This is a genomic window from Actinomadura sp. GC306 (genome assembly GCF_004348665.1).
Classification (GTDB): domain Bacteria; phylum Actinomycetota; class Actinomycetes; order Streptosporangiales; family Streptosporangiaceae; genus Spirillospora.
Map to the genome: position 1 here is coordinate 1 of NZ_SMKM01000156.1, position 15,643 is coordinate 15,643.

The following is a 15,643-nucleotide window of genomic DNA, read 5'->3' on the forward strand; positions in this document are numbered from 1 at the left end:
AGGTTCTAGTTACGAGATCCCCCGCACCTCATCCACTTCTCCGTTGACTTGCGGCGTGTTGTTGTTATCCGGCCTGCCATAACAACGACACGCCGCAAGTCAACGGAGAAGTGGATGAGGTGCGGGGGATCTCGTAACTAGAACCTGTTGCAGTTTGGCCGCAGCGCGCTTAGGGTCGGGGGTGTGCGGACACGAGTCACCGAACTATTCGGCATCGAATACCCGATCTTCGCGTTCAGTCACTGCCGCGACGTCGTCGCCGCGGTGAGCCGCGCCGGCGGCATGGGCGTCCTCGGCGCCCTCCATTTCAGCCCCGAGGAACTTGAGCTGGAGCTCAAGTGGATCGACGAGAACGTCGGCGGCAAACCCTACGGGGTCGACACGGTGATGCCCGCCAAGTACGAGGGCGGCGACCTGGGCGACGCGGAGGAGCTGCTCGGCAAGCTGCAGGGCATGATCCCCGCGGAGAACCGCCGGTTCCTTGAGGACCTGCTCGCCGAGCACGGCGTCGAGCCGTCCACCGAGAGCGCGGGCAAGGCGCTGCTCGGCTGGACGGACCAGACCGCCCGGCCGCAGGTCGAGGTCGCGCTCCGGCATCCGATCGCGCTGCTGGCCAACGCCCTCGGCCCGCCCCCGGCCGACATCGTGGAGGAGGCCCACCGGCACGGCGTCAAGGTCGCCGGGCTGGCCTCCAACGCCCGGCACGCCCGCAAGCAGGTCGACGTGGGCGTCGACATCATCGTCGCGCAGGGCACCGAGGCGGGCGGCCACACCGGAGACGTCGCCACGATGGTGCTGATCCCCGAGGTCGTGGACGCCGTCGGCGAGGACACGATCGTGCTCGCCGCGGGCGGCATCGGGCGCGGCCGGCAGATGGCGGCGGGGATGGCCCTCGGCGCGGACGGCGTGTGGACCGGCTCCATCTGGCTGACCGTGGACGAGGCCGACACCCCCGAGCGCGCTCTGCCGAAGCTGCTGGACGCGACGTCCCGGGACACCGTCCGGTCGCGCGCCTGGACGGGCAAGCCCGCCCGCTTCCTCAAGTCCGCGTGGACCGAGGCGTGGGAGAGCGAGAAGTCGCCCGGCTACCTGCCGATGCCCCTGCAGTTCATGCTCATCGCGGACGCGCTGCCGCGCATCCAGCGCTCCGGTGACGGCGAGCTCGTCACCTTCCCCGTCGGCCAGATCGTCGGGTCGATGAACCAGGTCAAGCCCGCCGCCCAGGTGGTCTACGACCTGATCGAGGAGTACGTGGAGGCCATCGAGCGCCTCAACGCCATCACCGAGGCGGACTGACCCTCGGGGCCCGTCCACCGGAGCCCGCCGCCGCGCCGCTTCCCCAGGGCGCGGCGGCGGGCCGGTTCCCGGCCGGGACGGGGCCCGGCCGGAAGCGCGACAGAGCCGCGTCAGTACCGCCTCAGAGTCGCCTCCGAGCAGCGTCAGTGCCGCCCCCGTACCGCCTCAGAGCCGCCTTGGAGAACGCGTCAGAAGCGCGTCATCCAGGACAGGGCGCGGGCCAGGACGTAGTACACGACCCCGGCGAGGGCCCAGTTGATGTAGAGCTGCTCGTCGGGGTTCTGGCGGGTGAAGACGTCGTGGAACGGCGTGGCCAGCCAGCGGCCCGCGTCCAGCGTCGCGTCGACCAGGACGTTGCCCGGGTTGGCGCCGCCCCACGTCAGCAGGATCCCGAGGGCGAGGATCGCCGCGGCCGCCCAGCCGGCGGCCATGATCATCATGCTGATCGGGTTCGGCCTGCTGCGCATCCACCGCCGCGGCTTGCGCTCGACCACGACGGTCTTCGCCGGGCCGGCCGCCGCGTCGCCGGCCGGGGCCGGTTCCGATCCGCGGAGCCGGAACCGCCGCCGGGGCGTCTCGCTGGTGGTCTCATCGGTGGTCTGGTGCCGCCTGCGTCCTATGAGAGGGGCCATGGCCTGCTCAGTCCTTCCGTGACTTCGCTCGGGAGCAAAGTGCCACGGAGGAGAACCCGAAAACCCGCCACCGGGTTTCGGACAGACCGTTACTTGCCCTTGTACACGGCGGGACGCTTCTCCTTGAAGGCGCGCGAGCCCTCCTTGGCGTCCTCGGAGCCGATGACGGGCCAGCCGAGCTCGTCGGAGATCTTGAGCGCGTCCTCCTCGGACAGGTGCTCGGTCTCGCGGTGCGTGCGCAGGATGGCCTGGACGGCGAGCGGGGCGTTCTCGGCGATCTGGCCGGCCAGCTCGCGGGCCGCGTCGAGGGCGGTCCCGTCCGGGACGACCTTGTTGATCAGGCCCATGGCGAGGGCCTCCGGGGGCGTCACCGCGCGGGCGGTGAGCAGGATGTCCATCGCGTTGGCGTAGCCGATCTGGCGGGTGAGCCGGATCGCGGAGCCGCCCATGGGGAACAGCCCGCGCTTCGCCTCGAACAGCCCGAGCGTGGCGCCCTCGGCCACCACGCGTAGGTCGGTGCCCACGAGCAGCTCGGTGCCGCCGGCGACGGCGTACCCCTCGATGGCGCAGATGATCGGCTTGGTGGGACGGCCGTCGCGCAGCAGCCCCTTCCAGTGGAAGTTGGGGATCTGCGCCATGCGCTCCTGGACGCGGGGGGCGGAGGGCTGCTGCCCCATGGCCTTCAGGTCGGCGCCCGCGCAGAACGTCCCGTCCGCTCCCGTGAGGATGCCGACACGGACCTCGGGGGTCTCGGAGATGTAGGCCCAGGCGTCCGCCAGACCCACCAGCATCGACGAGCTGAGCGCGTTGCGCGCCTCGGGCCGGTTCATCGTGACGATGACGACGGGACCGTCGCGCTCGACGTCGCAGTGCTCGGTGCTGATCGGCAGCCGTTCCGCCATGTTTCCTCCAGCTCAGATGTCAAACGAGAACAGATTCTAGTTAAGCAGGCACCTGGCCGGTAGGGGTTGATTAGCAAAACGAGAACGTGATCTACTTTGCTCGCCGGGGTGCCGTGTGTGACGGCGCTCACCGTGCTCACGTAGGGAGATCCGATGGGGTCATTGGGCTTTTGGCGGCTGGCGCAGGCCGATCCCGAGTGGGTCGCGGCCGTTGATCCGGATGGGACGCAGTACACCGCGGGCGACCTGCTCGCCCGCTCCAACAGGCTCGTCCACGGCCTCCGCGCGCTCGGCCTCAAGAACGGCGACGGCATCTGCGGGCTCGTCCCGAACGGCGTCGACGGGCTCGTCCTGTACCTGGCCGCGCTGCAGGCCGGCTGGTACTACACGCCGATCAACTGGCACCTGGCGGGCCCGGAGATCGGCTACATCGTCGCCGACGCCGAGGCGAAGGCGTTCATCGTCCACGAGCGGTACGCCGCCGAGGGCGTCCGGGCCGGCGAGGAGATCGAGCCGCACCGCCGGTTCGCGATCGGGGACGTCGCGGGCTTCCGCCCGTACGCCGAGCTGGTCGAGGGGTACCCCGACACCCTGCCGGACGACCGCTCCAACGGCGCGACGATGCACTACACGTCCGGGACGACCGGGCGTCCGAAGGGCGTCAAGCGGGCGCTGATGGGCATCGACCCCGACGACAGCGCCGAGCTGATGACGTTCCTGCTGAGCCTGTTCGGCATCCCGCCGGGGCGCCCCGCGGGGGGCGAGCACCAGGCCCACCTGATCACCTCCCCGAACTACCACACGGCCGTCACCCAGTTCGGCGGCACCGCCCTGCACATGGGCCACACGGTCGTGTACATGGACAAGTGGGACGCCGAAGACACCCTTAGGGTGATCCAAGAGCAGCGCATCAGCAATACCCACATGGTGCCGACGCACTTCAAGCGGCTGCTGGCCCTGCCCGAGGACGTCCGCTCCCGCTACGACGTGTCGAGCATGAAGTGGGCCATCCACGCGGCGGCGCCGTGCCCGGTGCCGATCAAGCAGCAGATGCTCGAATGGTGGGGCGACTGCATCTGGGAGTACTACGCCGCGACCGAGGGCGGCGGGACGATCGCCAGCCCGGCCGACTGGCGCGCCCACCCCGGCACGGTCGGCAACGCGTGGCCGATCAGTGAGCTGCTCATCGTCGATGACGACGGCAACCCGGTTCCCACGGGCACGCACGGCACGATCTACATGAAGATGGCCGGCGTCGAGTTCGAGTACAAGGGCGACAAGGAGAAGACGGAGCAGAACCGTCTCAAGGACTTCTTCACCGTCGGCGACATCGGCTACCTCACCGAGGACGGGTTCCTGTTCCTGTCCGACCGCAAGTCCGACATGATCATCTCGGGCGGGGCGAACATCTACCCGGCCGAGATCGAGAACGAGATCACCCTGCACCCCAAGGTCGCGGACGTCGCCGTGTTCGGCATCCCCGACGAGGAGTGGGGCGAGCAGATCAAGGCCGTCGTGGAGCCCGCCGAGGGCGTGGAGCCCGGCGAGGAGCTGACCGCCGAGATCCTCGCGTCGCTGGAGGGGCGGCTGGCCAAGATGAAGTGGCCGAAGTCGATCGACTACATCGAGGCGATGCCGCGCGAGCCCAACGGCAAGCTGCTCAAGCGCAAGCTGCGGGACCCGTACTGGAAGGACCGCGAGAGTGCCATCTGACGCCCCGAACCACGTCGTCGGATTCCCCGGCGGCTACACCCGCTCGGTCGGCCCGGTCATCGGGCGCTTCCTGAGCGAGTTGCGCGACGGCCGGATGGTCGGCGTCCGCACCGCGGGCGGCCGGGTGCTCGTCCCGCCGGCGGAGTGCGACCCCGAGACCGGCGAGGACGTCACCGGCGAGTTCGTCGAGGTCGGCCCGGCCGGGACCGTGACCACGTGGTCGTGGGTGCCGCGCCCGGCGAAGGAGCACCCGTTCGACCGCCCGTTCGCGTGGGCGCTGATCCGCCCGGACGGCGCCGACACCGCGCTGCTGCACGCCCTCGACCTCGGCCTGTTCGAGGAGGGCGCGCAGCCGCCGAAGTTCCTGAAGACCGGGATGCGGGTGCGGCCGAAGTACCGCGCGGAGCGGACCGGGACGATCGGCGACATCGAGTGCTTCCTGCCCGAGGTCACCATGATCAACCCGCAGGCGGCGCTGGAGTACCGGCTGAAGGGCGGGCGGGCGCTCGGCCGGTTCCTGGAGGGCATCGCCGAGGGCCGGATCATCGGCCACCGCTGCCCGGTGTGCGAGAAGGTCATCGTCCCGATGAAGGGGTTCTGCACGCGCGACGGCGTCCCCACCACCGAGGAGGTGGAGCTGCCCGACACCGGCACCGTCACCACCTTCGCGGTCAACAACATCCCCGACCCGCGCGCGCCCGAGGTGCCGTTCGTGTCCGGTTACGTCCTGCTGGACGGCGCCGGCCTGACGATGCTGACGCTGGTCGCGGGCATCCCGGCCGACCAGGTCCGGATGGGCATGCGCGTGAAGGCGGCGTGGCGGCCCCGCGAGGAGTGGACCCACTCGATGTCCAACATCAAGTGGTTCGAGCCCATCGACGAGCCCGACGTGCCCTTCGAAGAGATCAAGGACTACATGTAATGCGCGAAATCGCAGTCGTTGCGTTCGTGCAGAGTGAGCACAGCGCTGAGGACCAGGGGCTCGCGGAGACCGAGATGGTCCTGCCGGTGATCAACGAGATCAAGGAGCGGACGGGGCTGTCGCGGTTCGGCTTCACCTGCTCGGGGTCGTGCGACTACCTGCAGGGCGCGCCGTTCGCGTTCGTGTCCGCGCTCGACACGCTGGGCGCGTGGCCGCCGATCTCCGAGAGCCACGTCGAGATGGACGGGGCGTGGGCCCTGTACGAGGCGTGGGTCAAGCTCCAGATCGGCGAGATCGACACCGCGCTGGTGTACGGGTTCGGCAAGTCGTCCCAGGGCGACCTCCGCGCGATCATGTCCCAGCAGCTCGACCCGTACTACCTGGCACCGCTCGGCGTCGACCAGGTGTCGATGGCCGCCATGCAGGCCCGCGCCTACATGGAGAAGGCGGGCGTGAAGGAGGACGACCTCCGGGCGATCGCGGCGCGCTCGCGGGAGTCGGGCCGCGCCAACCCGTTCGCGCTGCACCTGCCGGCTCCGGAGGACTCCGCCGCCGAGCAGGAGTACGACGTGGCGCCGCTGCGCCCCTACGACGTCGCGCCCGTCACCGACGGCGCCGCGGCGATCGTCCTCGCGGCCGGGGACAAGGCGCGGGAGCTGTGCGAGCGGCCCGCGTGGATCACCGGCATCGACCACCGCACCGAGCCGCACGCGCTCGGCGTGCGCGACCTGACCCGGTCGGAGGCCGCCCGCATCGCGGGGGAGAAGGCCGGCGCGGCCGGGGTCGAGGTCGCGGAGCTGCACGCGCAGTTCAGCCACGAGGAGCTGATCCTGCGCGAGGCGCTCGGCCTGGGCGACGGCGTGGCGGTCAACCCGTCCGGCGGGGCGCTGTCGGCGAACCCGGTGATGGCGGCGGGCCTCATCCGGATCGGCGAGGCGGCGGCCCGCATCCACGACGGGACGGCGTCCCGGACGCTGGGGCACGCCGCGTCCGGCCCCTGCCTCCAGCAGAACCTCGTCTGCGTGATGTCGGGAGAGAACAATGGCTAACGCGTGCGCCATCGTCGGCGTCGGGCAGACCCAGTACAAGACCAAGCGGCTGGACGTGTCGATGCCGGGCCTGCTCCGCGAGGCGGCCCGCCGCGCCCTGGACGACGCCGGGCTGACCTGGAAGGACATCGACGCCGTCGTGGTCGGCAAGGCGCCCGACCTGTTCGAGGGCGTGGTGATGCCGGAGGTGTTCCTGGCGGACGCGCTCGGCGCGACCGGCAAGCCGCTGATGCGCGTGCACACGGCCGGGTCGGTCGGCGGGTCCACGGCGATCGTCGCGGCCAACCTGATCCAGTCCGGCGTGCACGAGCGGGTCCTCACGCTCGCGTGGGAGAAGCAGTCGGAGTCGAACGCGACGTGGGCGCTGACGGTGAACGGGCCGTTCACCACGTCCCTCGTCGTCGGGGCGGGCGGCTACTTCGCGCCGCACATCCGCGCCTACATGGCCCGCTCGGGCGCACCCGACCACATCGGGATGCTCGTCGCGGTCAAGGACCGGGAGAACGCGCTGCGCAACGAGTACGCGCACCTGAAGATCCCGGGCATCTCGCGGGAGATGGTCGAGTCGACGCCGATGCTGTGGGAGCCGATCCGGTACCTGGAGACGTGCCCGTCGTCGGACGGCGCGTGCGCGATGGTGCTGGCCTCGGAGGACGCGGCGAAGAAGTCGCCGAACCCGCCGGCGTGGGTGCACGGGACGTCGATGCGCTCGGAGCCGATGCAGTTCGCGGGCCGCGACAGCGTGAGCCCGCAGGGCGGCAAGGACGCGGCGGCCGACGTCTACCGCCAGGCCGGCATCACCGACCCGCGGAGCGAACTCGACTGCGCCGAGGTGTACGTCCCGTTCTCCTGGTACGAGCCGATGTGGCTGGAGAACCTCGGGTTCTGCGGCGAGAACGAGGGCTGGAAGCTCACCGAGGCGGGCGCGACGGCCTTCGACGGCGACATCCCGTGGAACCCGTCCGGGGGCGTCCTGTCGTCCAACCCGATCGGCGCGTCCGGGATGATCCGGTTCGCCGAGGCGGCGCTGCAGGTGCGCGGGATGGCCGGCGAGCACCAGGTGGACGGCGCGCGGCGCGCCCTCGGCCACGCCTACGGCGGCGGCGCGCAGTTCTTCGCGATGTGGATCGTCGGCAGCGACAAACCCTAGTTTCTCCTCCTATTCCCTGGGCGCGACCCATACCCCCGAAAGGGACGTCCGATGGAGTACAACCACGCTGATCTGTTCGAGGGAATCGCCGACGCGATAGGGGAGCGTGTCGCCCTGGTGTGCGGCGACCAGAGGCTCACCTACGCCGAGATGGACGAGCACGCGAACCGCCTCGCGCACCACCTGGCGGACGCCGGCGTCAAGCCCGGCCAGCACGTCGCCATCCAGCTCTACAACGGCATCGAGTACGCGGCGGCGCTGCTGGCGACGCTGAAGATCCGCGCGGTGCCCATCAACGTCAACTACCGGTACGTGGAGAACGAACTCCTCTACGTGTTCCGCGACTCCGACAGCGTCGCGCTGCTATACGACGTCGAGTTCGAGGACCGGGTCGCCGCGACCGTCCCGGAGGTGCCGGCGATCAAGCACCTGCTCGCGGTGGGCGGCACGCCGTCCATCCCGGGCGCGGTGGCCTACGAGGAGGCGTTGCGGGACGCCGACGGAACGCGCGGCTTCCCGGCGCGTTCCGGCGACGACCTCTACATCATCTACACCGGCGGCACGACCGGCATGCCGAAGGGCGTGATGTGGACGACCGAGCAGCTTCTGCTCGGATTCTGGAACCCGTCGCTGCCGGTGCCCACGAAGCCGGAGGACGTCGTCGAGAACGCCCGCAACGGCGGCCCGCTGGTGATGATGCCGATCGCGCCGCTGATGCACGGCGCGGCGCAGATGGCCACGTGGATCGGCTGGCTCATGGGCGCGACGCTCGTCTACACCCGCAAGTTCGACGCGGCGGACGTGTGGCGGACGATCGAGCGGGAGAAGGTCAACTCGCTGACCGTGACCGGTGACGCCATGGCGATCCCGATGGCGGAGGAGCTGGCGCGCGGCGACTACGACACGTCGTCGCTGTTCGTCTTCGTCTCCACGGGCGCGATCTTCACCGGGACCGTCCGCGACCGGATCCAGGAGCTCCTGCCGAACGCGATGGTCCTGGACCGGTTCGGGTCGACCGAGTCGGGCTCGACGGCCGAGGCGGTGGCGGGGTCGACGCCGGAGAAGGGCCTGCGGTTCGCGCCGGACGTGTCGGACGTCACCGTCCTGGACGACGCGTTCCAGCCGGTCAAGCCGGGCTCGGGCGTCATCGGCCAGGTGGCCCGCACCGGGCACATCGCGATGGGCTACTACAACGACCCGGAGAAGACGGCGCGGACGTTCCCCATGGTGGACGGCCGGCGCTGGCTGCTCACCGGCGACATCGCCACCGTCGAGGAGGACGGCTCGATCGCCGTCTACGGGCGGGGCTCGCAGGCCATCAACACCGGCGGCGAGAAGGTGTTCCCGGAGGAGGTCGAGGCCGTCCTCAAGGGTCATCCGGGCGTGTACGACGCGGTGGTCACGGGCGTCCCGGACGAGCGCTGGGGCAACCGCGTCGCGGCGGTCATCGAGCCCGCGGCCGGTGACCGCCCCGCGGCGGAGGACCTCGACGCCCACTGCCGCAAGGCGCTGTCGGGCTACAAAGTGCCGCGCGTCTACGCGTTCGTGGACGAGATGAAGCGCTCCCCGGCGGGCAAGGCCGACTACCGGTGGGCGAAGGAGGTCGCGCAGGAGGCCGATGGGTGAGCCGGTGGGCAGGGGTAGAGGTCGGCCCCGAACCTTCGTGGGATTCGGGGCCAGGAGCGGACCTCTGTTTTCGGCCCGGACGACTCAATCCTAGGAGCGTTCCAAGCGTGCTTTGATCAGCGCAGGTGTCAGGTATGCCACACGCGGCGGTGTCCCCCTAGACTTTTCGGGGAGAGTCACTCCTTCCGAGTCTCTCCGGCGCAGAGAAGGGGTGGGTGGCGCGTGGCGACCTCGGAGCGCGATCGGATGGCGGCCGAGCTGCAGGAGGCGATGCGGCGGAGCACCATGTTCACGGTGCTCCTGCACCACGCCACCGCGACCAAGGCGGGCATGAACGTCACCGACGCGCAGTGCGTGAACGCGCTCGCGATGGACGGCCCGCAGACCCCCGGCCGGCTCGCGCGGCTGATGGGCATCACCACCGGCGGCGCCATCACCGCCGTGATCGACCGGCTGGAGAAGGCCGGCTACGTCCGGCGCACCCGCGACCCCGACGACCGGCGCCGCGTGATCGTGGAACTCGTCGAGGAGAACGCCGGCCAGTTCACCGCGTACTTCGAGCCGATGAGCCGCGCCTTCCGCGAGCGGCTCGCGAACTGCACCGACGAGCAGGTCGCCTTCCTGCTGGACTGGTTCCGCGGCAACAACGCGAGCATGCCGCAGGTCATCGCGGAGACCCGGAAGCTGCCCTGAGCGCGTCGCCCCGATCGGCGCCTCGTCGCCCCGATCGGCGCCGGGACGACCCCCGTGCGTCCCGGCACCGATCGGAGCGGGTCCAGGAACGGCCGCCGCGGTCCCCCCGGCCGTGCGACCGTCCCTGGAGTCTCGTCAGGCGGACGGCGCGCATCCGCGAGACACAGGGACACCTGACCGCTACGCCGCAGGTCACACGACTTCTGGACGGTGACTTAGGTCACATCGGCCGATCGCGGTCCGGATCCGGCGCCCGTGGCCCGCGCGATGGCATCATGCCCGACATGTGCGAACGATCGGACGGCCGCTGACGTGGAGCCACTGCGTCCCGAAGACCCCGCGGACATCGGCGGGTACCCGCTGCTCGCCCGCCTCGGCGCGGGCGGCATGGGCCAGGTGTACCTCGGCCTCACCGGCACCGGTCGGCACATCGCGCTCAAGGTGATCCGCGAGGACTTCGAGGGCCCGCAGGCGCTCGCCCGGTTCCGCCGCGAGGTCGCCACCGCCGAGCGGGTGCGCAGCCGGTTCGCCGCCGCGATGGCCGGCGCCGGGCTGGACGCGCCGCCGTACTGGCTGGCGACCGAGTACGTCCCGGGCCCGACGCTCCGGCAGGCCGTCGCCCGGCACGGGCCGCTGCCGCCGGACACCTGCCTGCGGCTGCTCGCCGACCTCGCCCGGGGCCTGCGGGAGATCCACGCGCAGGGCGTGCAGCACCGCGACCTCAAGCCGGGCAACGTGATCCTCGCCCCGGACGGCCCCCGGCTGATCGACTTCGGCATCGCCCGCGGCGAGGGCCAGACGCAGATCACCCAGACCGGCGCGTGGAACGGCACCCCCGGGTACGTCGCGCCGGAGGTCGTCCGCGAGCAGGAGCCCGTCCCGGCCTCGGACATGTTCTCCCTCGCCGGGACCGTCGCCTACGCCGCCACGGGCCGCCCGCCGTTCGGCGGCGGCCGCATCGAGGCGATCATCCACCGCACGCTCGACGGCGAGATCGACCTGGACGGCGTCGACGGACAGGTCGCCGACCTCGTCCGCCGCTGCGCCGCGAAGGACCCCGCCGCCCGCGTCACGCCGGACCAGCTCATCGAGCTGGCCGGGTCCCCGCCCGGACTCGCCGGCGACCCCGCCTACCTCCGGGTCGCGGGGACCCCGCACCCGGCCCCCGCCAGCCTTCCGGACGCCGTCGCGTCGGGCCTCGCACCGCCCGACCGCACCCGGACGATCGCGCCGGCCGGCGGCTCCGCGCTGCGGTCGCGCGCCGCCGTCATAGCGGCGGTGGCCGCGGTGGTCACCGTCGTCCTGGGCAGCGCGTTCGTCGCGCGCTCCGTCCTGACCGACGACGACCGCGGGCCGTCCGCGAACGTGACCCAAAGCGGCGGGCCGGCCACCGGCGCGGAGGCGAACGGCGCCACCGCGGCCCCGGAGGGGACGTCCCCGGCCGGCGCGGCCGGCGCCGACGGCCGCACGCCGGAGGGTCTCCTGGTGAAGCAGCCCACCGCGGACTTCCGCGCCATGGAGTTCTCCCAGAGCGACCTCACCTGCCTGCCCGCGGTCCGTCCCGAGGACGAGGCGCTGTCCAGCCAGCTCCAGGTCTCGGCGCCGCGGCAGCCGCACGGCGACGACACCGTGGAGTTCGGCGCGCGTTTCAAGTACGGGGCGCCGTCCGGCTACCGCGTGGCCGCGCAGGTGCGCCCGCCGGGACCGCACGGCAGCGCCGGCCCCGGCTGGGTCCACAGCAAGCCCCACCCGTACCGAGAGGACCCAGGCGTCTATCTCACCTACCCGGACGACTTCGAGGGAGCCGAGCCACTAAGGCAGGGCGTGTGGACCATCGTCTGGCTCCACGTCCACGACAACGGCGACGCCTACTACATAGGCTGCGACGGCTTCACCGCCACCTAACACCCGCCCGGGGCCCGTTGACTTGCGGCGTGTTGCCCTTATGGAGCGCTCCATAAGGGCAACACGCCGCAAGTCAACGATTCGACCGGGGGTGTGGGTGGGGGTGCTTCAGCGGACGGCTATTACCGCTGAGCCGTGGCCGAACAGGCCCTGGTTCACCGCTATGCCCGCTCTTGCGTTCTCCACCTGGCGGCCCTCCGCCTGGCCGCGTAGTTGCCAGGTCAGTTCGCACACCTGTGCGATCGCCTGGGCCGGGATCGCCTCGCCGAAGGACGCCAGGCCGCCGCTCGGGTTGACCGGTACCCGGCCGCCCAGCGCCGTCGCGCCGGACCGGAGCAGTTCTTCCGCGCCGCCCGGCTCGCACAGGCCGATGTCCTCGTACCAGTCGAGTTCCAGGGCCGTGGACAGGTCGTACACCTCGGCCAGCGACAGGTCCTCCGGGCCGATCCCCGCCTCCTCGTAGGCGGCGTGCGCGATCGCGGACCGGAAGGGCCGCTCCGGCTCGGCCGCCGTCATCGCCGAGTCGGTCGCGAAGTCGGGCAGGTCCAGGACGGTCTTGGGGAACGTCGGCGTCACCGTGGACAGCCCCGGGATGCGCACCGGATCGGCGATGCCGTGCCGCCGCGCGAAGTCCATCGACGTCAGCACCAGCGCCGCGCCGCCGTCGCTGGTGGCGCAGATGTCCAGGAGCCGCAGCGGGTCGGCGACCACGGCGGACTCGCGGACGTCCTCCAAGGTCACCTCCTTGCGGTACCGGGCGTTCGGGTTCGCCAGCCCGTGCCGCGCGTTCTTCACCTTGACCGCGGCGAAGTCGTCGAGCGTCGCGCCGTGCACCGCCATGCGGCGGCGCGCGTACAGCGCGAAGTAGATCGGGTTCGTCGCGCCGAGCAGCCGGAAGCGCAGCCAGTCCGGGTCGTCGGGGCGGTCGCCGCCGACCGGCTTGAAGAAGCCCTTCGGCGCGGCGTCGGCGCCCACGACCAGCGCCACGTCGCACAGCCCCGCGAGGATCCGCGCCCGCGCGTTGTCGATGGCCTGCGCGCCGGACGCGCATGCGGCGTACGAGCTCGACACCCGCGCACCCGACCAGCCGAGCGCCTGCGCGAACGTCGCCCCGGCGATGAACCCCGGGTACCCGTTGCGGATGGTGTCGGCGCCCGCCACGTACTGCACGTCCGTCCAGGCGATCCCGGCGTCGGCCAGCGCCGCCCGCGCGGCCGCCAGCCCGTACTCGACGAAGTTCCGCCCCCACTTGCCCCACGGGTGCATCCCGGCGCCCAGCACGGCGATGTCGCTCATCGGACGGGCCTCCACATCCAGACGGTGTATTCGGCTTCGTCGTCCTCGTAGAGGACGCCCTCCGTCAGCTCGACCTCCATGCCGACGGCGAGGTCGTCGACGGTGTGGCCGGGGGCGACCTGGCCGAGGACGACCATCCGCTCGGCCTCCAGCTCGACGGCCGCGACGGTGTACGGCACGAACGGGTCGGGGGAGACGTACGGGGGCGGCGGCTGGTAGCGGGAGTCGGCGTAGGACCAGACGCGGCCGCGGGCGGAGAACGTGTAGGGCTCCAGCTCGGAGCCGTCCTTCGGGCCCGTGCAGCCGGGGTTGCGGCAGGCGAGCTCGTTGCGCGGGAAGTACGGCGTTCCGCAGGACGCGCAGCGGGTGCCGAGCAGCCGCGCGCCGCCGTCCTCGGTGGCGAACCACCCTTCGACGGCCGGACGGCGTTCCTTGGTCGTGGTCACGCGGCTCCTCCCTGATCCGGTACCGGCGCAGCGTAACAAGCAAACGATCGTTAGAAAGGGGCCCGTCCGGTGAGCGGGACGGGCGTCCCGGCACCAGGTAACTGACTCGTCAGTCACTTGTTGTACAGTGAGCCGAGTCGGATTCTGCTCAGGCTGCCCAAAGGGTGCGAAAAAGTAGGGAGAGTGCGGATGCGGACGGGACTCGAGGGGAAGACGGCCCTGGTCACCGGGGCCTCCCGCGGGATCGGGAAGGCGATCGCCACCGCCTTCGCCGCCGAGGGCGCCAACGTGGTGATCTCCTCGCGCAAGCAGGAGGCGCTGGACGAGGTCGCCAAGGAGATCACCGCCGCGCACCCGGGCGCGCGCGTGCTCGCCAAGGCCGCGCACGTCGGCCGCGCCGAGGAGGCCGCCGCGTGCGTGGACGCCGCCGTCGCCGAGTTCGGCGGCCTGGACGTCCTGGTCAACAACGCCGGGACCAACCCCTACTACGGCCCGATGGCCGACATCGAGCCCGCCGCCGCGGCCAAGACCGTCGAGGTCAACCAGTTCGCGGTCGTCCAGTGGACCCAGCTCGCGCTGAAGGCGTCGCTGGCCGAGCGCGGCGGCGCGGTCGTCAACATCGCGTCCGTCGGCGGGATGATCACCGAGCACGGCATCGGCTACTACAACGCCACCAAGGCCGCCGTCATCCACCTGAGCCGCCAGTTCGCGATGGAGCTGGCGCCGAAGGTCCGGGTCAACTGCATCGCGCCGGGCCTGGTGAAGACGCACCTCGCCCGCGCCCTGTGGGAGCCCCACGAGGCCGAGATCAGCAAGCACACGCCGCTCGGCCGGCTCGGCGAGCCCGAGGACATCGCGAACGCGGCGGTGTTCCTGGCCGGCGACATGTCGGCCTGGATGACCGGGCAGACCGTCGTCATCGACGGCGGCGCCACCATCCGCGCATCGCTCGCCTGAGGAGGACGACATGTCACGCTGGGGACTGACCATTCCGATGACCGGGCTCGCGCTCGGCGAGCAGCGCGAGATCGTCGAGGAGCTCCCGGGCCTCGGCTACACCGACGCCTGGTCCGCCGAGACCAACGGCACCGACGCGTTCACGCCGCTCGCGCTCGCCTCGCAGTGGGCCCCCGAGCTGCGCCTCGGCCCGGCGATCGTGCCGGTCTACACGCGCGGGCCCGCGCTGCTGGCGCAGCAGGCCGCGACGCTCGCCGGCCTCGCGCCCGGCCGGTTCGTGCTCGGCATCGGCACCTCGTCCGACACGATCGTGCAGCGCTGGAACGGCATCCCGTTCGAGGAGCCCTACAAGCGCACCCGCGACACGCTGCGCTTCCTCCGCAAGGCCCTCGCCGGGGAGAAGGTCAAGGAGGAGTACGAGACCTTCACCGTCCAGGGCTTCAAGCTGGACAACGCGCCCGCGGAGCCGCCGCCGATCGTGCTGGCGGCGCTTCGTCCCGGCATGCTGCGGCTCGCCGCCCGCGAGGCCGACGGCGCGATCACCAACTGGCTCGCGCCGAAGGACGTCCGGACGGTCCGCGGCGAGATCGGCGACGACCCCGAGCTGATCGCGCGGCTGTTCGTCTGCCCGACCGGCGACGCCGCGGAGGCCCGCGCGATCGGCCGCTGGATGATCGCCGCGTACATGACGGTGCCCGTCTACCGGGCGTTCCACGAGTGGCTCGGCCGCGGCGAGGCGCTGCGCCCGATGAACGAGGCGTGGGCGGCCGGCGACCGCAAGAAGGCGCTGGAGGTCATCCCCGACGAGGTCGTGGACGACCTGATCGTGCACGGCACGCCGGAGCAGTGCCGCGCCCGCGTCCGCGAGTACGTCGACAGCGGCCTCACCACGCCGGTGCTGGCGGTCGTCCCGGGCGGCGGGCTCTCCCCGCAGGAGGCGGTGCGGGCGCTCGCCCCGAACGCCGGCTGACGCCCCGCGGGCGCCTCCGTCGTTGCTCGCCGAGCGAGATCGCGCGGTCACGTCCCGATGTTTACGGCGGTGGGGATCGGGGAGGG

Annotated in this window: 14 protein-coding genes; 10 read left to right on the forward strand and 4 right to left on the reverse strand. The window is 71.6% G+C overall.

Annotated elements, in window-relative coordinates; translation table 11 throughout:
* Positions 1-183 precede the first annotated feature (183 nt).
* Complete coding sequence (locus E1200_RS20895) at positions 184-1,296, forward strand: nitronate monooxygenase (protein ID WP_131953744.1); 1,113 nt, start codon at positions 184-186, stop codon at positions 1,294-1,296.
* Between the two features lie 188 nt (positions 1,297-1,484).
* Here the strand turns inward: E1200_RS20895 and E1200_RS20900 are convergent, their stop codons facing one another.
* Both E1200_RS20900 and E1200_RS20905 read right to left on the reverse strand, forming a co-directional pair.
* Positions 1,485-1,928, reverse strand: coding sequence for a hypothetical protein (locus tag E1200_RS20900; protein ID WP_131953745.1), 444 nt, complete (start codon positions 1,926-1,928; stop codon positions 1,485-1,487).
* 89 nt (positions 1,929-2,017) lie between these two features.
* The gene (locus E1200_RS20905) at positions 2,018-2,830 is read right to left on the reverse strand and encodes a crotonase/enoyl-CoA hydratase family protein (protein WP_131953746.1); all 813 of its coding nucleotides are present in this window, start codon (positions 2,828-2,830) and stop codon (positions 2,018-2,020) included.
* A gap of 153 nt (positions 2,831-2,983) precedes the next feature.
* On the opposite strand from E1200_RS20905, the gene E1200_RS20910 reads away from it, so the two are divergent.
* The 7 genes from E1200_RS20910 to E1200_RS34435 all read left to right on the forward strand — a co-directional run bounded on the left by E1200_RS20910 (position 2,984) and on the right by E1200_RS34435 (position 11,888).
* The gene (locus E1200_RS20910; protein WP_131953747.1) at positions 2,984-4,543 is read left to right on the forward strand and encodes an acyl-CoA synthetase; all 1,560 of its coding nucleotides are present in this window, start codon (positions 2,984-2,986) and stop codon (positions 4,541-4,543) included.
* The gene (locus tag E1200_RS20915) at positions 4,533-5,465 is read left to right on the forward strand and encodes an OB-fold nucleic acid binding domain-containing protein (RefSeq protein WP_131953748.1); all 933 of its coding nucleotides are present in this window, start codon (positions 4,533-4,535) and stop codon (positions 5,463-5,465) included. Before E1200_RS20910 ends, E1200_RS20915 begins: the two co-directional genes overlap by 11 nt.
* The gene (locus tag E1200_RS20920) at positions 5,465-6,514 is read left to right on the forward strand and encodes a thiolase domain-containing protein (protein ID WP_131953749.1); all 1,050 of its coding nucleotides are present in this window, start codon (positions 5,465-5,467) and stop codon (positions 6,512-6,514) included. Before E1200_RS20915 ends, E1200_RS20920 begins: the two co-directional genes overlap by 1 nt.
* Positions 6,507-7,664 carry a thiolase domain-containing protein gene (locus E1200_RS20925; RefSeq protein WP_131953750.1) on the forward strand — a complete coding sequence of 386 codons (1,158 nt, stop codon included), beginning with the start codon at positions 6,507-6,509 and terminating at the stop codon, positions 7,662-7,664. The genes E1200_RS20920 and E1200_RS20925 overlap by 8 nt, the downstream gene beginning before the upstream one ends.
* Positions 7,665-7,715: 51 nt before the next feature.
* Positions 7,716-9,290 carry an acyl-CoA synthetase gene (locus E1200_RS20930; protein ID WP_131953751.1) on the forward strand — a complete coding sequence of 525 codons (1,575 nt, stop codon included), beginning with the start codon at positions 7,716-7,718 and terminating at the stop codon, positions 9,288-9,290.
* A 222-nt stretch (positions 9,291-9,512) separates the two neighbouring features.
* Positions 9,513-9,983, forward strand: coding sequence for a MarR family transcriptional regulator (locus E1200_RS20935; RefSeq protein WP_207933464.1), 471 nt, complete (start codon positions 9,513-9,515; stop codon positions 9,981-9,983).
* A 312-nt stretch (positions 9,984-10,295) separates the two neighbouring features.
* A complete protein-coding gene (locus E1200_RS34435) occupies positions 10,296-11,888 on the forward strand; it encodes a serine/threonine-protein kinase (protein WP_207933465.1) in 1,593 nt (530 codons plus the stop codon).
* A 108-nt stretch (positions 11,889-11,996) separates the two neighbouring features.
* On the opposite strand, the gene E1200_RS20945 is transcribed toward E1200_RS34435, so the two are convergent.
* Positions 11,997-13,184, reverse strand: coding sequence for a lipid-transfer protein (locus tag E1200_RS20945; RefSeq protein ID WP_131953752.1), 1,188 nt, complete (start codon positions 13,182-13,184; stop codon positions 11,997-11,999).
* The gene (locus tag E1200_RS20950) at positions 13,181-13,630 is read right to left on the reverse strand and encodes an OB-fold domain-containing protein (RefSeq protein ID WP_131953753.1); all 450 of its coding nucleotides are present in this window, start codon (positions 13,628-13,630) and stop codon (positions 13,181-13,183) included. The genes E1200_RS20945 and E1200_RS20950 overlap by 4 nt, the downstream gene beginning before the upstream one ends.
* Before the next feature lie 189 nt (positions 13,631-13,819).
* On the opposite strand from E1200_RS20950, the gene E1200_RS20955 reads away from it, so the two are divergent.
* Both E1200_RS20955 and E1200_RS20960 read left to right on the forward strand, forming a co-directional pair.
* Entirely contained in the window at positions 13,820-14,587 is a 768-nt protein-coding gene (locus tag E1200_RS20955) for an SDR family oxidoreductase (protein ID WP_131953754.1), read from the forward strand.
* 10 nt (positions 14,588-14,597) lie between these two features.
* A complete protein-coding gene (locus E1200_RS20960; RefSeq protein ID WP_131953755.1) occupies positions 14,598-15,557 on the forward strand; it encodes an LLM class F420-dependent oxidoreductase in 960 nt (319 codons plus the stop codon).
* Positions 15,558-15,643 lie beyond the last annotated feature (86 nt).